This is a genomic window from Chloroflexota bacterium (assembly GCA_016235055.1).
In the GTDB taxonomy this organism is placed as follows: Bacteria; Chloroflexota; Anaerolineae; order JACRMK01; family JACRMK01; genus JACRMK01.
Map to the genome: position 1 here is coordinate 15,122 of JACRMK010000060.1, position 19,082 is coordinate 34,203.

At 62.9% G+C, this 19,082-nt stretch carries 21 protein-coding genes; 5 read left to right on the forward strand and 16 right to left on the reverse strand.

All coding sequences use genetic code 11. From position 1 onward, the window contains the following. Positions 1 to 9: 9 nt before the first annotated feature. From HZB53_15395 to rpmH, 4 genes are all read right to left on the reverse strand, one after another. On the reverse strand, positions 10 to 1,155 hold the full coding sequence (locus HZB53_15395) for a PQQ-binding-like beta-propeller repeat protein (GenBank protein ID MBI5879031.1): 1,146 nt from the start codon (positions 1,153 to 1,155) through the stop codon (positions 10 to 12). A 45-nt stretch (positions 1,156 to 1,200) separates the two neighbouring features. Further along, a complete protein-coding gene (yidD, locus tag HZB53_15400) occupies positions 1,201 to 1,410 on the reverse strand; it encodes a membrane protein insertion efficiency factor YidD (protein ID MBI5879032.1) in 210 nt (69 codons plus the stop codon). Next, positions 1,407 to 1,757, reverse strand: coding sequence for a ribonuclease P protein component (gene rnpA, locus HZB53_15405; GenBank protein MBI5879033.1), 351 nt, complete (start codon positions 1,755 to 1,757; stop codon positions 1,407 to 1,409). The genes yidD and rnpA overlap by 4 nt, the downstream gene beginning before the upstream one ends. Before the next feature lie 126 nt (positions 1,758 to 1,883). After that, complete coding sequence (gene rpmH, locus HZB53_15410) at positions 1,884 to 2,018, reverse strand: 50S ribosomal protein L34 (protein ID MBI5879034.1); 135 nt, start codon at positions 2,016 to 2,018, stop codon at positions 1,884 to 1,886. Positions 2,019 to 2,153: 135 nt separating this feature from the next. On the opposite strand from rpmH, the gene murQ reads away from it, so the two are divergent. The 3 genes from murQ (at position 2,154) to HZB53_15425 (ending at position 8,000) form a co-directional block, all read left to right on the forward strand. Further along, a complete protein-coding gene (gene murQ / locus HZB53_15415; protein ID MBI5879035.1) occupies positions 2,154 to 3,068 on the forward strand; it encodes an N-acetylmuramic acid 6-phosphate etherase in 915 nt (304 codons plus the stop codon). A 47-nt stretch (positions 3,069 to 3,115) separates the two neighbouring features. Further along, the gene (locus HZB53_15420) at positions 3,116 to 4,474 is read left to right on the forward strand and encodes a hypothetical protein (protein MBI5879036.1); all 1,359 of its coding nucleotides are present in this window, start codon (positions 3,116 to 3,118) and stop codon (positions 4,472 to 4,474) included. A gap of 934 nt (positions 4,475 to 5,408) precedes the next feature. Beyond that, positions 5,409 to 8,000: a diguanylate cyclase gene (locus HZB53_15425; protein ID MBI5879037.1), complete on the forward strand. Its 2,592-nt coding sequence runs from the start codon at positions 5,409 to 5,411 to the stop codon at positions 7,998 to 8,000. Positions 8,001 to 8,161: 161 nt separating this feature from the next. Here HZB53_15425 and HZB53_15430 read toward each other — a convergent pair whose 3' ends face one another. The 10 genes from HZB53_15430 to HZB53_15475 all read right to left on the reverse strand — a co-directional run bounded on the left by HZB53_15430 (position 8,162) and on the right by HZB53_15475 (position 15,021). Beyond that, the gene (locus HZB53_15430) at positions 8,162 to 8,770 is read right to left on the reverse strand and encodes a class I SAM-dependent methyltransferase (GenBank protein ID MBI5879038.1); all 609 of its coding nucleotides are present in this window, start codon (positions 8,768 to 8,770) and stop codon (positions 8,162 to 8,164) included. 85 nt (positions 8,771 to 8,855) lie between these two features. Then, positions 8,856 to 9,533 carry a class I SAM-dependent methyltransferase gene (locus HZB53_15435; GenBank protein ID MBI5879039.1) on the reverse strand — a complete coding sequence of 226 codons (678 nt, stop codon included), beginning with the start codon at positions 9,531 to 9,533 and terminating at the stop codon, positions 8,856 to 8,858. After that, positions 9,517 to 9,750, reverse strand: coding sequence for a hypothetical protein (locus HZB53_15440; GenBank protein MBI5879040.1), 234 nt, complete (start codon positions 9,748 to 9,750; stop codon positions 9,517 to 9,519). Before HZB53_15440 ends, HZB53_15435 begins: the two co-directional genes overlap by 17 nt. Before the next feature lie 87 nt (positions 9,751 to 9,837). After that, positions 9,838 to 10,299 (reverse strand): MarR family transcriptional regulator, encoded by a 462-nt coding sequence (locus tag HZB53_15445; GenBank protein ID MBI5879041.1) that lies wholly within the window; start codon positions 10,297 to 10,299, stop codon positions 9,838 to 9,840. 281 nt (positions 10,300 to 10,580) lie between these two features. Continuing rightward, positions 10,581 to 11,021 carry a hypothetical protein gene (locus tag HZB53_15450; protein MBI5879042.1) on the reverse strand — a complete coding sequence of 147 codons (441 nt, stop codon included), beginning with the start codon at positions 11,019 to 11,021 and terminating at the stop codon, positions 10,581 to 10,583. Between the two features lie 45 nt (positions 11,022 to 11,066). Next, the gene (locus HZB53_15455; GenBank protein MBI5879043.1) at positions 11,067 to 11,354 is read right to left on the reverse strand and encodes a hypothetical protein; all 288 of its coding nucleotides are present in this window, start codon (positions 11,352 to 11,354) and stop codon (positions 11,067 to 11,069) included. A gap of 34 nt (positions 11,355 to 11,388) precedes the next feature. Next, a complete protein-coding gene (locus tag HZB53_15460) occupies positions 11,389 to 11,616 on the reverse strand; it encodes a hypothetical protein (GenBank protein MBI5879044.1) in 228 nt (75 codons plus the stop codon). Between the two features lie 166 nt (positions 11,617 to 11,782). Next, the gene (locus HZB53_15465) at positions 11,783 to 12,472 is read right to left on the reverse strand and encodes a response regulator transcription factor (protein MBI5879045.1); all 690 of its coding nucleotides are present in this window, start codon (positions 12,470 to 12,472) and stop codon (positions 11,783 to 11,785) included. Continuing rightward, the gene (locus HZB53_15470) at positions 12,469 to 13,947 is read right to left on the reverse strand and encodes a PAS domain S-box protein (protein ID MBI5879046.1); all 1,479 of its coding nucleotides are present in this window, start codon (positions 13,945 to 13,947) and stop codon (positions 12,469 to 12,471) included. Before HZB53_15470 ends, HZB53_15465 begins: the two co-directional genes overlap by 4 nt. Before the next feature lie 132 nt (positions 13,948 to 14,079). Beyond that, positions 14,080 to 15,021 carry a universal stress protein gene (locus tag HZB53_15475; GenBank protein MBI5879047.1) on the reverse strand — a complete coding sequence of 314 codons (942 nt, stop codon included), beginning with the start codon at positions 15,019 to 15,021 and terminating at the stop codon, positions 14,080 to 14,082. A 238-nt stretch (positions 15,022 to 15,259) separates the two neighbouring features. On the opposite strand from HZB53_15475, the gene nrfH reads away from it, so the two are divergent. Both nrfH and HZB53_15485 read left to right on the forward strand, forming a co-directional pair. Next, positions 15,260 to 15,736, forward strand: coding sequence for a cytochrome c nitrite reductase small subunit (gene nrfH, locus HZB53_15480; GenBank protein ID MBI5879048.1), 477 nt, complete (start codon positions 15,260 to 15,262; stop codon positions 15,734 to 15,736). 15 nt (positions 15,737 to 15,751) lie between these two features. Next, positions 15,752 to 17,062 (forward strand): ammonia-forming cytochrome c nitrite reductase subunit c552, encoded by a 1,311-nt coding sequence (locus HZB53_15485; GenBank protein ID MBI5879049.1) that lies wholly within the window; start codon positions 15,752 to 15,754, stop codon positions 17,060 to 17,062. Between the two features lie 102 nt (positions 17,063 to 17,164). Here the strand turns inward: HZB53_15485 and HZB53_15490 are convergent, their stop codons facing one another. Beyond that, positions 17,165 to 18,547 carry an amidase gene (locus HZB53_15490; protein MBI5879050.1) on the reverse strand — a complete coding sequence of 461 codons (1,383 nt, stop codon included), beginning with the start codon at positions 18,545 to 18,547 and terminating at the stop codon, positions 17,165 to 17,167. Between the two features lie 11 nt (positions 18,548 to 18,558). Beyond that, the gene (locus HZB53_15495; protein ID MBI5879051.1) at positions 18,559 to 18,924 is read right to left on the reverse strand and encodes a zinc-binding dehydrogenase; all 366 of its coding nucleotides are present in this window, start codon (positions 18,922 to 18,924) and stop codon (positions 18,559 to 18,561) included. Positions 18,925 to 19,082: the final 158 nt, after the last annotated feature.

Consider the following 19,082-nt stretch of genomic DNA (forward strand, 5'->3'; position numbering starts at 1 on the left):
GCCCGGCGCCTACTTGTCGGTCTCGAACTCCCACTTCTTGGCGCCGTTCGCGGCGTCGAAGGCCAGCAGTTTGTGATTCGCGTTCAGCACGGTCACGGTGCCGTTGGTCAGGCTCGGGCTGGCCAGAATGCGGTCGTTGGCCGGCTGCGACCAGATCTCGCTGCCGTTGGCGGCATTGAGTGCGTGCAGCTTGCCGTCGTCCGTGCCGACGAACACGACGCCGTCGCGGCCGGTCGCGCCTGCGCGCACCGGGCCGATGGCGGCTTTCCATTTCTCCGCGCCGGTCTTCAGATCGAGCGCATACAGGTTGCCGTCGAGCGAGCCGGCGATGAGCAGATCACCCATAATCAGCGGATCGGCCCAGACCCAGTTGGCGGTCGCATAATCCCACAACTTCGCGCCGCTGTCGGCGTTGACGGCATAGATCTTCGTGTCGAATGAACCGAAGTAGATCACGCTGCCGCTCGACTTGGGCGATGATGCAATGGCGCCGCCGGCCTCGAACTTCCACAGCAACACGCCGGTAGACCGGCTGAGCGCGTACAGGCGGCGGTCCAGCGAGGCGACATAGAGCCGGTCGCCCAGCACCAGCGGCTCGGCCCAGACCTTGTCCCGTGTCTGGAAATCCCACTTCCTGGCGCAGTTGCCGTTGGCATCGACCGGCTTGGTCAGGTCGATCGCGTAGACCCTATGCGGCGCCGGGCCAAAGAACTCCGGGATGCGCGCGAGATCAAAGTTCTTGGTCAGGTCGGGATGCGCATCCGACGAGCCGACGTACACGACGCCATCGGCGTAGGCCGGCGTGGCGATGATCGCCTCGCCGGTCTCAAAGGTGCAGTATTTGTCGCCACCGTCTCTCTTCAGCACGTACACCTTCTTGTCGCTCGACGCGACAATCACGTACTGATCGCCGACGACCGGCGCAGCATACATCGACGAGCTCGCTGAGGAAATGGTCTTGTTTTCCGGTGGGTACTGCCACTTCTTGGCCCCGCTGGCCGGATCGAGCGCATACACCCGTCCGCCGCGCGAGTTGATATACAGCGTGTCGCCGCCGAGCACAGGACGCGCCCAGCCAACCGAGGGCGCGCCGCCGCCGCACGCCGTGAGCAGCAGGGCGAGCGCCAGGACGGGCACGAGCAAAAATCGTTTCAACGTAATTCCTTGACTAGCAACTAGTCGCTAGTCGTTAGCTGCTAGTTATGGTACGGGGTCATAGCCGCCCGGGTTCCACGGGTGGCAGCGCCCGATCCGTTTGATCGCCATCCAGCCGCCTTTCAGCGCGCCGTATTTCTGGATCGCTTCGTAGCCGTAGGCCGAGCAGGACGGTGTAAAGCGACACGACGACGGCAGCACCTGCGAGAGCGTCATCTGGTACAGCCGGATCAACCCCATCAACAGCCGCTTCATCCGGATTCCCTTGCCACGGGCCACGGTACCCGCGCCAGCGCGCGCCGCAGCGCCTCGCCGATTTGCGCCAGCGTCGCGTCGTGGATCGGTTCGCGCGCCACCAGTACAATATCCCAGCCGGGCGGCAGTTGCGGCAGCGCCACGCGCGCCGCTTCACGCAGGCGCCGCTTCACGCGATTGCGCCTGACCGCACCGCCGATCCGCTTGCTGGTGGTAAAACCGATGCGTCCGTGAGGAAGGCCATTCGGGGAGGCGCGCACAACCAGCAGGGGCGTAGCCCAGGCGCCGCCTTCACGGTACACGCGCTGAAACGCGCCCGCATCCTTCAATCGCAGCCGTTGCGTCATCGCTGCGCCGCTCGCGTGCCGCACAGTCAAATGGCCAAACGACGGAGCGCCGCATGGCGTCGTCATCTGGCCATTTGATCATCCAACACATCGTATCCGGGCCGTGCGCCCAACACCGTCAAGTGTCTAGACCGACAATTTCTTGCGGCCGTGGGTGCGGCGCGCCTTGATGACTTTGCGCCCGCCGGGACTGCTCATGCGCTTGCGGAAGCCGTGAACTCGCGCGCGGCGGCGCACACGGGGTTGCCAGGTTCGCTTCACCATCGCTCTGCCGTCTCCTTCTAACCTTTATCGCTAATGCTAAGGAACGATTATAATGGCGTGGCGCAAATGCGTCAAAAATCGGGGGGCCCGCGTTGGCGGCCCGCCGGCAGTTCGGCAGGCAGGATACTCATTATGGACACGGCGAGTTTGGGAAGGCTGGCGACCGAGCAGGTCAACGAGCGCAATCGCGATCTTGACCTGTGGTCGCCGCTGGACATCGTCACACAGATGAATCAGGAAGATGCGCTCGTGGTGAAGGCCGTTCACACGCAGTTGCCGCAGATTGCGCAGGCCGTCGAGGCGATCGTGGAACGGCTGGCGAACGGCGGGCGGCTGTTCCTCGTCGGGGCCGGCTCCAGCGGGCGGCTCGGCGTGCTCGACGCCAGCGAATGCCCGCCGACGTTCGGCGTGCTTCCATCGCAGGTGCAGGGCGTGATCGCCGGCGGTGCGCGCGCCATTGCCAATTCGGTCGAAGGCGCGGAGGATGATGCGCGGGCGGGCGCCGCCGACCTGCTCAAGCGGCGGCTGTCGGCGCGCGATGCCGTAGTCGGCATCGCGGCCAGCGGACGCACCCCGTACGTCATTGGCGCGCTGCGCTATGCGCGCAAGTGCGAAGCGACGCGTATCGCGCTCGTCAACGCGCTGCCGTCGCCGATCGCCGCCGAGGCCGAGATTGTCATCGCACCGGTCACCGGCCCCGAAATCGTGTCGGGCTCGACACGGCTGAAAGCGGGCACCGCACAGAAGATGGTGCTGAACATGCTCAGCACGGCAACGTTCGTGCGGCTCGGCAAAGTCTACCGCAACCTGATGGTCGACGTGCGTGCCAGCAACGTCAAACTGCGCCAGCGCGCCATCCGCATCCTGTGTGAGGCCAGCGCCATGGACGAGGCGCGCGCCCGGCGCTTGCTGCCGCGCGTCAACTGGGAGATCAAGACGGCACTGGTGATGCACGTGGCCGGCGTCACGGCGCCGGAAGCGCGCCGGCGGTTGGCGGCGGCCGGCGGATTCGTGCGCGCGGCGCTGGCGGAAAGCGGCCACCGGTAGAGACTGCATGCTGCGCGCCGGCCGGCGGCGGCACACGGGAGAGAACGATGTCCGACTGGTTACTGAACGGCATTGCGGCCGCCAAGTCGCATGACAAAGAGATGGCGTGCTTCTACCTGGAACGCGCGCTGGCCGAATGGGAAGCCGAGGATATGTTTAGCGGCTCGCCTGATATGAATGACCAGCTCGAAGCCTATTACTGGCTCAGCGCGGTCACGGACGATCCGGCACAGAAGCGCGACTACCTTGAGCAGGCGCTGGCGATCAACCCGATGCACCCGGAATCGCGCCGCGATCTGGCGATCATCGAAGGGCGATTGAAGCCGGCTGAGATCGTCGATCCAGACCGCGTGCAGGCGGCGGTTGCGCCGGACGGCGCGCCCGACTCCAGCGCGGTGCGCCGCTTCGCCTGCCCACGCTGCGGAGGCAAGCTGGCGTACGACCCCGAATCGCGTGCGCTGGTATGCACGTACTGCGGTCACCGCGTAAGCGAGGCGGAGGCGCGCTCGACCGCCGTGCCGGAGCAGGATTTCGTCGCGACGATCTACACGGCCAAAGCGCACCGCTGGGAACTGCCCGCCAAGCGCACGCTGCAGTGCCAGGCGTGCGGCGCGCGGTATGTGCTGCCGCCCGCGCGCGTCGCCGGCGCGTGCCCGTTCTGCGCCTCCGCGCAGGTGGTCGAAACGACGGCGGCCGCCGCCGACCTGATCGAGCCGCAGGGCATCGTGCCGTTCCAGTTCGACGTTGACGCCTGCGTGCAGCATATCCGCAACTGGCTGCAAACCCGCCCGGCCGCGCCCGGCGACCTGTTCAGCGGGTCCGCCATTGTGCGCCCGCGCCCGGTGTACCTGCCGTTCTGGATCTTCGATATCGGCGGCAGCGTCTCCTGGAGCGCGATGGTTGAGGAGTATGACGCGCTGCGCCGGCAGAACGTATGGGTGCGGCGCACCGGACAGGAAGTGGTCCTGCGCGACAACACGCTGGTGCCCGCGACGCATACACTGGGCGACGAGCCATTGAAGGCGCTGGCCGCCGACGGTCCGGGCGCCTATGACACAAAGCAGGTTCAAGGTTACGCCGAGGAATACCTGGCCGATTGGCCTGCCGAAGTCTACCAGATCGCTATGGCCGATGCTTCGCTGCAAGCGCGCTCGACCGCGCTCGCGGCGGCGCAGGCGCGCATCAAGGCCACCATACTGGGCGAGGCGCGCGACCTGAGTTGCGGCAGCGCGGCGATCGTCATCAACACCTATCAACTAGCCTTGCTGCCCGCCTGGGTTGCGGCGTTCCGCTACCGGGGCCGCGATTACCCGCTGGTCGTCAACGGGCAGACCGGCGCGGTGCACGGCGACGCGCCGCACAACACGCTCAAGCGCTTCATGTCGGGCCTGCTCGGCTCGTTCTAAAAGCGATTGCAGGATAATTCAACACAGCAACGGTTTACCGTGCTCAGGTGGTTGGGGCAGGCCGCTGACTGTTCGAGCGGGCGGGTCACAGTCCCGTCTCGACACGATCGACACGTGCGACCGCGTGGTCCGACAATTCCGCAAACCGCATTAGTGAGCCACCCACACAACACCTTGACGGGCGCCCCTCGCTCTCAAACGTTGGTGATTACCCACATCGTCGTGGATCGCGCGTATCAAGACCTCGCGGGTTTTCAAAACCCGCGAGGTCTGGTAGATATGGGTAATCACCAGATCACCGCTCAGGGTAGACCGCAAAAGTGTCGGGGGCATGAGGATGCCACGGCAAATAACTCGTCATTCCGGCATGGTTTTGGCCGGAATCCACTCAAAAGGTTTAACGCCGATCATGGCAAGGCTGGATGCCGGCTAACTACATGCCGGCATAACGATCAGTCGCGGTCCGGATAGTTCAGCGGTATACCCCACCGCTCCAGCAATTCTCATTTTGGAGTCGGCCACCAGTATGCCCCCTCATCCCCTGACCCCTGCTCCCCCGCGCGCGCGGGGGAGCAGGGGAAAAGCTAACGGGGAGGTGCGCGGCGGCGCAGCCGCCGCGCACCTCCCCTAAGAATCTCGCCCCCTCCCAACTTTGTTGGGAGGGGGTCGGGGGGAGGGCAACGCCGCCAAGGGGCCAGTTCATAGCAAGCCGGCGTTGGAAAGTACCCGTCCAAAGCCAAAATGGGAATTGCTGCCACCGCTCAAGCGGCATTGCATTTTACCGTCTAAAATGCTATGATGCCGCCCATCCGAACCTGCAAGGGTCGGTCAGGCAGTGAACGCACACTGCCGGGGGTGGGGATTACGCAGAGGATTTGGACGATTCGCATTCCGGGCCAGCTTCAACGCGCCGGAGTTGATATCGGTCGCACGTATGGGTGGCTCCAATTTTGTTTTCTTCGTGCCGACGCTGCTGGCCGTGTTTGTTTGCAGTGGCATCGCCTTGTATGCCTGGCGGCAGCAGGTGCCGGGCGCGCGACCATTCGCCGTTCTGATGTTAGCCGCGGCCGAATGGTCGCTGTGCAGCGCGCTTGGATTCATCAGCACGGAACGCGCGACCGCCGAGTTCTGGGCGCACGCGCAGTACCTCGGATTCGTAACGGCCCCGGCGGCGTGGCTGGCGCTGGCGCTTGAATATGGCGGCAACGCGCACTGGCTGACCCGCCGTACGTTGGCGCTGCTGGCGCTGATGCCGGTCGTCACGCTGGCGCTCGTGATCACCAACCAGTACCACGGTTTGATCATCGCCGATTTCGATATCGACCCCACCGAAATGCACGCGGTCGAAGAGCCCGGCCTGTGGTACTGGGTCGTGGATGCCTATTCGTACGGGCTTCTGCTCCTCGGCGCCGGCACGCTCCTGCCCCTGTTTCGGCGTTCGGGAACGATCTACCGCTGGCAGATCACGACGATGGTGATTGGCGCCGCGCTGCCGTGGGTACTCGATCTGCTCGCCGACACGGGATTGACGCCGTTCCCGCGCGACGTGAACATGACCGCGGTCGGCTTCATCTTCACCGGCGGCCTGTTCACCTGGGGACTGTTCCGTTTTCGGCTGCTCGATCTGGCGCCGGTGGCGCGCGGCGCGATTATCGAGAACCTGAGCGAAGGCGTGATCGTGCTGGACACACAAGACCGCATCGTGGACCTCAATCCCGCGGGGCGGGCGATGCTCGGACGGACCGACAACACGCCGATCGGCCAGCCGCTGGCGGTGGCGTGGCCGCCGGTGCGCGTGCTGCTGGATCCGCCACCGCCGGCCGTACCCCGCGCCGAAGAGTCCTTCACTGCGGATGACGCCACACCCGAGGACAAGTCGCGCTGCGAGATCGCGCTGCCGCCCGAGGCGCCCACCGTTTTCTACGAGGCGCTCATCCAATCATGGACGCATGACGGCCGACCGGCCGGCCGGGTGGTCATCGTGCGCAATATTACGCGGCGCAAGCAGGCCGAGCAGGCCATCCTGCGACGCAACGGCGAGCTGGCCGCGCTCAACCGGCTGGGCCAGTCGCTCAGCCGCTTGACGGAGCCGACGGAGCTGGTCGATCTCATCCTCGCCACCATCGGGCAGGTGATCAACAACCGCAACCTGTACATCGCGCTGTACGATGAGGTCACCCAGTCCATCTCGTTTCCGCTGTATGTGGTCAACGGCGAGCGCATTGCGCGCGAGTCGCGCCCCATGGTCCACGGCCTGACGGAGCACGTTATTCGCACCGGCATGTCGCTATTTCTGCCGCGCAATCTTGAGAACGCCACAAACGAACTGGGCATCGAGCGGCAGCACCGTCCGGCCGCTTGCTATCTGGGCGTGCCAATGCTGGCCGGCGAGCGGGTGATCGGCGTGATCGCCGTACAGGACTACGAGCACGAGGACGCCTTCGACTGGGGCCATGTGGCCATGCTCACCACGATCGCTTCGCAGGCGACCGTCGCGCTGGAAAACGCGCGCCTCTTCGCCGAAACGCGCCGCCGCGCCGAGCAGTTGCAGGCGATCAATGATGTCGAGTACGTGCTGACGACCACCATGCAGCCGGAGGTGCTCGCTACGGAAATCGTGCACGTCCTCTCCTCGCGCCTCAATATTCGGCATGTCGCGCTCGGCCTGATCGACGGCGACGAGATTGTCTTCCGGGTAACCGACAACGAGGATGAGGACGAGGCTGTGCTGCGGCCGTTACTGAGCCTCCCGCGCGGCGGCGAGAGTATCACCGCGCAAGCCGCTGCCCTCGGCAAGACGACGGTGGTGCACGACACCCAACTCGAGCCGCGTTTCCAGCCGTTCGCGGACTGGCCGCACACGCGCAGCGAGGTCGCGGTGCCGCTCAAGACGCAGGCCGGCGTCATCGGCGTGCTCAACTTCGAGAGCGATGAGGTCAATGCGTTCGCGCCGGAACTGGTCGCACTGGTGGAGACGGTCGCCGGGCAGATCGCCATCGCCGTGGAGAACGCGCGCCTGTTCGCGGAAACACAGCGCCTGTCCGTCACCGACACGCTCACGGGCGTGTCCAACCGGCGGCAACTGTTCGAGATCGGCGCGCGGGAGATCAGCCGCGCCCGCCGGCTCGGGCAGCCGCTATCCGCCATCATGGTAGATATCGATCACTTCAAGCGGGTCAACGACACGTACGGTCACGCGGTCGGGGATCAGGTGTTGCAGGACATGGCGCGAACTTGCCAGCGACACGTTCGCGATAGCGACATCATCGCGCGCTACGGCGGCGAGGAGTTTGCCATCCTGCTGGTCGATACCGATCGCCACGGCGCCTGCCGGTCGGCGGAACGCCTGCGCGCGCACGTCGAGCACATGGTGACCGACACCCCGCAGGGCCCGCTGCGCATCACGCTCAGCGCCGGCGTCGCCGAGGTGCGCGCAGACAGCGACCTGGCCGAGGCGCTGAATCGTGCCGACCAGATGCTGTATGCCGCCAAGCAGTCCGGGCGTAACTGCGTGCGGGCTGAATAGGCTGCCCTGCGGCGGGTGAACGTCGCCAGGTGTCCGAGTGGCTTCGCTTACGGCTCGCGCACGCGTCGCGCGGCGGCGGTTATCTCACTTTCTGCCCACGACTACTTCAGAGGAAATGATGTTGGGGATGAACTCGCGCTGAATGTCACGAAAGCCGCCTGTTATGGTTTCTTTGCGACGACAATCTCCACGGGTACACCCCAGTACGACATCTTTGTCGTATCCAGGATTTGGAACCGGGCGTCTTCCAACGCCTGCCGAACAAAGATCGGTCGGCAGTCAACGTAATCGGGGAATTTCGCATGACCCCATTCATAAAGCCGTACAAGCATACTGGATTTTCCTTCTTTGGACATTGCCACCACGCAGATACGCCCGCCACTCTTGAGAACTCTCTGGCATTGCTGCAAAACAACGGGGATTTCGGGTGTGTCGAAGAGTTCAAGAGTGAAACTCGTAAAAACCGCGTCGAAGGAATTGGCGTCGAAGGGGAGGTTGGCGGCATCGCCGAGCTTTAGCTCCACTCGCTCTGCCAGACCTGCTCGCTCTACTCTTGATTGCGTGACGTGGCGCATGCCCTCCGAGATGTCCAGCCCGTAGACTTTCCCCGAACTGGCAACGGATTGAGCCAGGGCAAGGGTGCAATGTCCGGTGCCGAAGCCGATTTCAAGAACCTGCTCGCTTTCCTTCGCACTCAGTTTTTGCAGGCCGATTTCTCTGAACTTCTTCTCGCCCCACCCAACCAACACGTCATACCAGCGGCTAAACATGTCATAGCTCAGCTTGGCTGCTTCCTTCGACCTTGTGACTCGACTTATTTGAGTTGTCTCTGCAGAACGGCTCATGGCTGATATTTCACTTTCTCCCCACTACAACTTCGGAGGGGATGATGTTCTTGATAAACTCGCGTTGAACGTCGCGAAAGCCAGCCTGCCGCGTGAGCTCGGCCATCAATACCGGACGGCATCCGCCCCAGAGGTAGGGAACCAGCCTGCCCGGAGTAGCGCGGTACAACCTCTCCCACAGGGTGATGCCCCGGTCTTTGCTCAGGTTCACCATGACCAGCCGACCGTTATTCTTCAGCACGCGCCGGAACTCACCCAGGACGATTGGCATATCGTTCAGCGGGATCAGGTCCAGCATGTAGCTGTTGAACAGAACGTCAAAGGAGTTGTCATCGAAGGGGAGCGAACGGGCGTCGCCCTGCCGGAGATCGACGTTGGTGAAGCCCGCCCCCGCCGCCGCGCGTCTGGTCTTTTCCAGCATCCTGGGCGACAGGTCTAGGCCGTAGACAACGTTTGCCCGGTCTACGCGCTTCAAAACCTCAAGCAGCGTCGCTCCCGTGCCCACGGCCACCTCAAGCACCCGGTCGTGGGGCTGGATGGCTGCCAGCGCCAATCCTCGCAACCTGGGCTTTCTCTCCATCGGAACTACTACAATGCCATAGAAGCGGCTCCACAAGTCATAAGTACGCTGGATGGCGCTCACCGTGACCGGCGCCTCGATCATTTGTCCCTCATCGGCCTGGACCATTTGGCTCCTCCCCATAGAGTTTCTCGCTCACTGCGCGCAGCGTGGATAGTTCCGAAACATCGCGGTCCAACCGCGGCAGGCGTGTCCTGACGAGATCGGCAAAGCGATCCTCGGTCTCGCCGAGGTAGCGCCTCTGCAGGCATGCTCTGGCCGCCAGGAAGCGGTTGCCTTCGATGACTTCGGGACTTCCCTTTTGGTGAAACAGGTCAACAGGCATGGGGTATATCCTCCTTGTACTTGTAATAGACAATATGTGTATGTACGAAATAAATATGCAAAAAAAAAGCGCGGCGGGCCCCTTGCCCTAGCCCGCACAGCAAATTCTAAACACTTTCTCAATCGCCCTGGCGACCTGTTCGATGGTGCGCAGCAGGGCAGAGCGCTCTTCCTCCCGCAATTCATCCAGGACTTGTTTGAAGAACTCCTGCATCGCGCGCTCCACGACGCGCCGCAGTTCGCGCCCCCGATCGGTGAGCTTGACTCGCACCACGCGTCGATCCTCGTGGTCGGACTCGCGATATACCAGCCCTCGTTCGACAAGTTGATCCACATAGCGGGTCATCGTGCTGCCGGCCAACCCCATGGCCTCGCTCAAGTCATTCATGCTGAGATAGCCCTGCTGCGGAAGGGACAACAAGGTGTACCCCTGCGAGGCAGTCACGCCGTTCTCTGCCAGACACGCTTGATTGCATAGCTCGTAGGCTCTGACAAGTTGGTGAAGCTCGCGTTGAAAGCTGGCTGCGAAGGCACTCGATTTAAGGTTCATAGAGTCATCGACTGAATTAAATTTGTAATTGCGTATATTTGTATTATACAACTATTTTCGCTTTTGTCAAGCATTGGATAAGCACGAGCAGGGCCATTCAATTGTCGTAGTGCACGATCATAATCCGATGAAGCGTGCCCTGAGCGGCACACGACGCCGTCGCGTGTCGCTCAAGGCATGGGCGCACCTTGTCAAGGCACTGCTGAATCGCCCTGAAGTTCGAGTGGATCACGCTCAATGCTCTGCGCGTCTTGAGGGCCGCCGGGCGCTGGCCGTGAACGCTATGATTTGCCCTGGATCGCGCGCATCGCGTGGCGACGGTTGCCCATCGTCGCCATCATGCCGGCCATAAAGCCGATCGCCGTCAGCGCGGCCAGCCCGATCTTCGTCACATCCACAATTGGCTGCACTGCCACACCGTCCGGCCGAATGACGATGGCGGCGACCGGGCGCGCCAGCACCCGCCCGCCGCCGCCCCCGCCGGAACCGTAGCCGGTGTGCTCCTGCGCGCCGCCGTCTGCGCTGGACGGGCCGGCACCGCCGCCCACACCAACGCCGACGACGCTGAACAGTTCGGCCGCCGGGATCACGATCGTATCGCCGCTGACGACGGGCTCGCCGTACACCGCTTCGACGCGCGCCACGTCAAGGTGCTTTTCAAGCAGGCGCTGCATCGTGGTCAATGGCAGAGCGGCGTCGGGGTTGACGTTTTCGTTCGACATAGCAGACCTCGAATCGGCCGGCGCAGCGCGCCGGGCCGGGTAGTATTAGCGCCGCGCGCGGCGCGACAGTCCCAGGCAGAACAGCGCAAGGGCGGCGCCGCCGAACAGTGCCAACTGCATGAGGCGCGTCAGATCATGCACCGGCAGCACGCGCTCGCCGCCGGCGTCGCGCACCCGCACGGCGCTCGGCCGGTTCCAGATCAGGCCGCCAAACGGCGGCAGTTCCAGCCGCAGCGCGCGCGACTGCACGACGAGCTGCCGCCCGGCCGCCAGGATCGGCTCGCTGACGTGCGTCTCGTAGGCGATGCGAGGCAGCAACGGTGTTAATGGCATATCGCTCTCTCCAAAAATGGGCGCCGGATCGCGCTTAAAACAGCCCGCGCAGCATCAGGAAGAAGCCGAAAATGAGCAGCGGGATGCCGATAATGGCGCCGATCACCGTCACGGTCAGCAGGACGCCGACGATCATGAACACGATGCCAAGCACCACGGCGATCAGGCGGCCGGTCAGGCCGAGCACAAACGTGACCAGTTGCCAGACGGCTCGGAACGGCCACAACAGCCACGGCACATGCGAACGAACTCGCGTCGTCATGGGATTCTCCAATCGAGAGTTCACCGGCTTTGAAAACCGGTGACCTCTGCACTTGATCTTACTCTACACCGTATTACGACGCGCGCCCAATCCGGTTACAGCGGCAGCAAAAAGCGCCGGCTCTGGACAAACCAGCCGGCGCACACGGTACGGGTGCGGGGTCCGTTCACGTCGGCGCATCGGTCTGAAATGAATAGCCGAAGCCGCGCTCCGTCACCACGTGCAGCGGCTGGCTGGGGTCGTCCTCGATCTTGCGGCGCAGGTACCAGATGTACCGCTTGACGTAGTCGTTGTCTTCCTCGGTTTCGTAGCCCCACACGCGCTCCAGCAACTGCTCGTGCGACAGCACGCGCCCGCCGTTCTCCGCCAGCGTCAGCAGCAGCTTGTACTCGGTCGGCGTCAGCGAAACCGGCTCGCCGCGCTTGGTCACGCGGTGGCCGTCCACGTCGATCACGAGCTCGCCGCTGGTGATGCGGTGCGGGCGCGTGTCGGACGGAATGCCGGCGCGCGAGGTGACTGCCTTGACGCGCGCGCCCAGCTCCGCGAGGCTGAACGGCTTGGTCATGTAGTCGTCCACGCCCAACTCGAAGCCGCGCACCTTGTCGTTGACCTGGTCCTTGGCGGTCAGCATGATGATCGGCACCTTGGACGACTGGCGGATGCGGTGGCACGTCTCCCAGCCGTCCATGCGCGGCATCATCACGTCGAGAATGACGATATCCGGCGTGTCCGTCAGCACCTGCTGCAGGCCCTCGATGCCGTTGTTGGCCACCGTGACCTTGTAACCCGCTTTGGTCATGGACTGTTTGATCAGCCCCGACAGCGTCTTGTCGTCATCGATGACGAGTACTTTCATTGCACTCCCTCTCCCTCGGCGGCGGGCGTCGCCGCAATTGGCACCGTATACGAGAACGTGGAGCCCCGGCCCAGTTCGCTTTCCACCCACATGCGCCCGCGCATCGCTTCGATCATCTTGCGCGAGATGTACAGGCCGAGCCCGTGCCCGTAGATCTGCTGCGCGTCACTGCCATCCACGCGGTAGAACTTCTCGAAGATGCGGTCTTTCTCTTCCGGTGGAATGCCCTGCCCCTGGTCGGTGACGGTCACGACCACCTCGGCGCCGCGCTGGTACGCTTGCAGCGTGATCAGCGAGCCTTCGTCCGAGTATTTGACGGCGTTGTCGAGCAGGTTCAGCAGCACCTCATTGATGCGGTCGCGGTCGCCCCAGGCCGGGTGCAGCGGCGTCTCGGCCACGCGGCGGAAGCGGTAGCTGCCGGCCCGCGCGCGGACTGTCGCGATGACGTGATCCATCACCTCGGTCATGTCGAACGCCGACGACTGCAGGAACAGCGCGCCCGCTTCGATGCGCGCGACGTTCAGCACACCCTTGATCAGCCGTCCCAGCCGGTCGGTCTGGTCGTTGACGATGGTGAACGCCTGGCGGCAGGTCGGGTTGTGCTGGTCGCAATCGGCGCGCATCAGTTCCAGCGAGCCATTGATGTTAGTCAGCGGAGCGCGCAGTTCGTGCGAGACCATCGAGACAAACTCGTTCTTCAGCCGGTCCAGGCTCTGCAATTTGTCGTTGGCCTGGCGCAGTTCCTCGTTCTGGTCCGCCAGCGCGCTGTACGCTTCTTGCAGCTCGCGGGTGCGCTGCCGTACTTTGTCCTCCAGTTCGTGGTTCAACTGCCGGATGGCGTTCTCGGCCCGCACGCGCTCACTGATATCGCGCAGCACGGCAGCCGTGCCCAGCGGGCGGCCCTGCGGATCGCGAATCGTGGTGCGCGTCAACTCGACCGGAATGCGTGCGCCGTCTTTGGCCACCCGCATCGTCTCGAAACCGCGCAGGAAACCGTGCTCCGACGTCCGCTTCTCGATCTCGGCAAATTCATCGACGCGGTCAGGCGGCACAATAACATTGAAATGCCGACCCGCGATCTCGTCGGCTCGCCAGCCAAACATCATCTCGGCGCCGCGGTTCCAGAGTTGGATGTTGCCCTGCATGTCGATACCGATGATCGCGTCGGCCACCGTCGCGCTGACCGTGGCCATATACTGCTCGCGCGCGCGCACCTCTTCCAGCCGCCGCGACTGCTCCTCCATTTGAAGGTAAACCAGATGCAGGAGGATGCCGATCAGCATCGGGCCGACTACCGCATAGGCGATTAATTGAAATGGGAATGCGCCGAATGGCTGATTATAGATGACGTTGTGAATCAGTTCAACTGCGACCACCGTGACAAACGCCACGATTGGAATCAGCCAGCGCAACGTCTTGATTTCGGGCCGCGTTGAGAGGATCGGATGACGCAAGGAAACTGGCAGTGTGCTCACAATGCCGATTGTACGAGGGCGCACAAAATCGAATAGGGTCAGATGCCCCTGATTGTTTGGGACATCGCCTACTCGTCGTATTATGAAAGCGTATGGGGTGTCTTGCCGCCTATCGGGCGGTCTTCGGACGCATTATGGATAGGTTGCGGCGCTACTAACCTCCACCGTGCTGGCTTTGTCATCGGTCGCGCGCAGCAACAGAATTGGTACCGGTGTCGAATGCAGTACCCGATCGGCGACTGAGCCGTAAACCCAACGGCGGACGCCGCTGCGGCCGTGAGTGCTCATGACGATCAGATTGGCCTGCTGCCCGCGCACCATATCTAGCAACGCTTCGGCGACCGGCGGTCGGGATACGACAATGTGCGTTCGCACGCCGTCGGCCTCCAGACGCGTCCGCCAGCTTTGCAGATACTCGGTCGCCTGCTTCTCGTCGCCCGGCTCCTCGACGACGAGCGGCATCGCCTCGGGTGTGCCATAAATCGCCGGCGGCAGCGTGATCACGCGAGTCAACACAATCTCCGCGCCGAATGCACGAGCCAGTTGCACGGCCGGCGGCACAGCCAATTCGGCCAGCGGCGAGCCGTCCAGCGGCAATAGCACGCGCTGGATGCTTGCGTCGCCGCGCATCGGCGGGCCGCTGCGGGTCAGGAGCACCGGGCAGGTCGCATGCCGCAGCACGCGGTCTGCCACCGAGCCAAATACCCAGCGACCCACGCCGCTGCGCCCGCGCGTCGACATGGCGATCAGGTCCACGTCCATCGACTGCGCAAAGTCCAGGATGCACTCGGCCGGGATGCCCGTTTCGAGCGCGGTCTTGACGCTGATCCCTTCGGCATGCAGCGGCCCGGCGATGGCGTTCAGGTACTCGCGCGCCTCGCGCTGCGCGATCTCCATCAACTCGTCCATATCAATGAGATGACCGTCGTCGGTCACCTCGTTCTGCTGGATCGACGGCACCGCACAGAGCAAGGTAACTTCAGACCTCATCCGGCGCGCAATAGCCAGTGCGCAGGGCAAGACCTGCTCGGCTTGAGTGGACTCGTCGAGTGGGATCAGTATTTTGGCGAACACGCGAGCCTCCTCCCGATAACGCACGTCGGGGGCTCTGTATTGATTACAAGTTAAGCGGAAAAGGTCTGAAATGGATTAGAAGTAGGTCTAAGTTTCGTGGCAAGTCATCTGACCCACCGAATGGTCGATATTGTTCGACAATCGAGCGTACTTGGGACACTGTTTTGACCTAATTTTGACCTGATGGCGCTAAAGTGTAGGAGGCGAACTCTATCATTATTGTTAGGAATACTAAGCGATGCTCAATGCTCGACTCCTCGCAATACCGATCTGGGGCTGGTCGTTGCTCGCGATGTTGTTCGGCGGCGCGGTCGGGATGGGCGGCTTCACATTCACGTATGCGCAGGGCTTCGCGTACTTCTCGAACGACCCGCGCGCCTGCGCGAACTGCCATGTGATGCGCGAAGTCTATGACGCCTGGAGCCACGGCAGCCATAAGGCGGTGGCCGGCTGTAACGACTGTCACACACCGCACGACTCGCTGATCGCCAAGTACTACGTCAAGGGCGTAAACGGCTTCAATCACAGCCGCGCGTTCACGCTGGGCGATTTCCCCGAGCCGCTCAGCATCACGCAGTTCAACCGGGATGTGGCGTACCACAACTGCCTGGCGTGCCACGGCGAACTGACCGTGGCGATCAGCCATGTGAACGACCGCGACCCGACCGACTGCGTGCAATGTCACGCCGATGCCGGACATCGGACCCGCAAATAACGCCAAGGAGCACGTATGACTCAAACCACTAAATCCGGCCGCGGACGCAGCATCGCGCTACTGGCGGCCGCCTTCGTTGTCGGCGCGCTGCTGATGGCGGGCCTGGCCGCCCTGCTGCTCAATATCCAGGAGAAAAAGACCGAAGCGACGCAGTTCCCGCTCAAGGTGCTCGACCTTGCGGCGAACGAGCTTAACCCGGAGGTCTGGGGCCGCAATTTCCCGCGCGAGTTCTCGACCTTCAACAAAATGCAGGACACCACGCTCAGCACGCCGTTCGGCGGGTCGGTGAAGTATAGCAAGCTCGAAAAAGACCCGCTGATGATCAAGCTCTGGGCGCCGTACCCGTTCAGCGTGGAGTACAACACGGCGCGCGGCCACTTCTACGCGCTGACCGACCAGATGGCGACCAGGCGCATTCAGGTGGTCAACCAGCCGGGCGCGTGCGCCAACTGTCACGCCGCCGAGGCGCCGCAGTTGATCGCGTCGATGGGCTGGGAGACGTTCAACAAGACGCCGTACAACGAGATCAAGGACAAGCTGCACTACGGGTCGTCGTGCGCCGACTGCCACGATCCGCAGACGATGAGCCTGCGCATCACGCGTCCCGCGCTGCTGAACGCGCTGAAGGCGCGCAACATCGACATCACACAGGCCACGCGCCAGGAGATGCGCACCTACGTCTGCGCGCAGTGCCACGTCGAGTACTACTTCGCGGGCGACAACAAGGTGCTGACGTTCCCGTGGAGCAACGGCCTCAACATCGACAACATCGAGGAGTACTACACCAAGCTCGGCTTCCGCGACTGGGTGCACAAGGATACCGGCGCCAGCATGCTCAAGATGCAGCACCCGGAGTATGAGATGTACAGCAGCGGCATCCACGCGCGCTCGAACGTGGCCTGCGCCGACTGCCACATGCCGTACGTGCGCGACGGGTCGGTGAAGGTATCCGATCACTGGATCCGCAGCCCGCTGACGAACATCAGCAACGCCTGCCAGCCGTGTCACCGCTGGGGCGACGAGGAATTGAAGAATCGCGTGCTGGAGATCCAGACCCGCACGGCCCGCCAGATCAAGGCAAGCGAGGAAGCGCTCTCCGACGCGATCGATGCGATGGTCGCGGCGAAGAACGCCGGGGCCGGCGACGCTGACCTGGCGAAGGCGCGCGACCTGCACCGCCGCGCGTCGATGCGCTGGGACTTCGTCTCGTCCGAGAACAGCACCGGCTTCCACAGCCCGCAGGAGGCGATGCGCATACTCGGCGACTCGATTAACTTTGCGCGCCAGGCGCAGGTCGAAGCGTTGAAGCTCACGCAGAAGAAGTAGCGGCCGGGCCCAAGTTAAGCGGTTGAAAGCGGAGACCCCACAGATCCTGAAGACCTGTGGGGTCTGTCTGTTTCCGTTCGGTGCCAAGCTGGCAGCGGGCAATTATGCGGGCAGCGCGGGCGGCTGCCAGCCGCCCATCACGGTTTCCAAGTGCTGCGCTACCGCCAGCGCAACGTCTTCACGCCATGGGCGCGCGACGACCTGCACGCCAATCGGCAGTCCCTCCGGTGACGTGCCGCAGCGCACGACGACGACGGGCCAACCAGTGAGGTTATAGGACATCGTGTAGCTGAGATCGGTGCCATCGAGATCGTCGTGCAATGCTGCCACACGCGAGGACACTGGACAAATAATGACGTCATAGCGCTGAATATATGTGAGCATCTCTCGACGGTACAGTGCCCATCGATCCATTCGCGCCGCAAACTCTGCCAGTGTTACGGCACTTTCGGATTGTGTGCCGAGAAGCGGCGGAGACATCTGCGTTGTCCCGGCAACTTGCAGGAGCCGTCGCACAGCCGCGCCACCATCGGCATTGAAAAGCTCATACCACACATTTCGCGCCGTATCGGATTGGGGTGGACGGTGCTCCGTTACAATTAGGTCAGCCTCGGCCAAACGAAGCGCAACCTCACGCACTACCGCCACTATCTCCGGCATCGGAGACTTGAACCCATTGTCAAGATAAAACGCGGCTCGTAGCCCCTTCAGTTCAACATCTTGCGGGTTGCCGAGCGGCATCGGAATTATGGCGGGGTCTCGCCAGTCTTCACCGGCGATGAGTGGCAGCGTCAGAACCAAGTCACGAACAAAACGCGCCATCGGACCGACTTGCGTAAATGCATCCGCAATACCCATGTTGGGAACTAAGAGATGGCCCGTTCTGGGAACACGGCCCGAAGTGGGTCTGATACCAGCGATACCGCACAAGTGAGCCGGATTTCGGATACTACCTCCCATATCGCTACCTAGGTCCAGTGGCGATCCACCGGCGGCAACAATCGCCGCCGAACCACCGCTGCTTCCACCAGGCGTGCGTGCCAAGTCGTAGGGATTGTTCGTCAGGCCATAGACCAAGTTCACGGTTCTATCCCACATGGTCAGCTCGGGCGTATTGGTTTTGCCCAGCAGGATCGCGCCGGCCGCGCGCAGTCGTGCCACGGCGGTTGCGTCCTCCGCCGGCACGAACTTGGCGCGTCCCAATGTACCAGCCGTGCTGATCACACCGGCCGTGTCAAACGAGTCCTTGATCGTCATCGGGATACCATGCAATGGGCCTTTGATCTCGCCACGGGCGAGGGACGCATCGGCATCCCGCGCCTGCTGGCGCGCCGTGTCGGCAGTCAGTTGCACCACGGCGTTGAGGCGTGGATTCACCACTTCGATGCGCTTCAGGCAGGCGTCCACGACCTCTGCGGAAGAGACGGTCTTGTCGCGAATGGCCTGGGCAAGCTCGGTCACTGATGCGAAGATGATGTTGTCCATTTCAGTGTCCCCTAAAACACGATCAGGTTCCGCAGTGCATCGCCGCCGGCGGTATGCGCGATCGCTTCATTGATGCGCTCTAGCGGGTAGCGCGCCGTGATCAGCTCGTCCAGTAGCAGTTGCTTATTGCGATACAGGTTAATCAAGTGAGGCACGTCCACGTTGAGCCGCGTGCTGCCCATCGTGCTGCCCGTGACCATGCGCTCCTGCACGAACTGCTGAACGGGGAGCGCGACGGTCGCGCCGGTTTCAGGGATGCCAACGATGACCTGCAAGCCGCGCGGGCGCAGCATCGCGAACGCCTGGGCGGACGCCTGCGCATTGCCGACCGTCACGAAAACATAGTCAGCGCCCCGCCCTCCGGTCAGTTCACGCACATAAGCAATCGCGTCTCTAGTCTCAGTAGATCCAAAATTGGCTGAAATTGGCAGCAAGTAAAGCGGCTTGCTCAAATCCTGTATGATTGTTAGTACCACCCAACAATCCAGGGAGAGCAAGCCATGGCGAATGATACCCCGAAACTCAGTGCAGATAA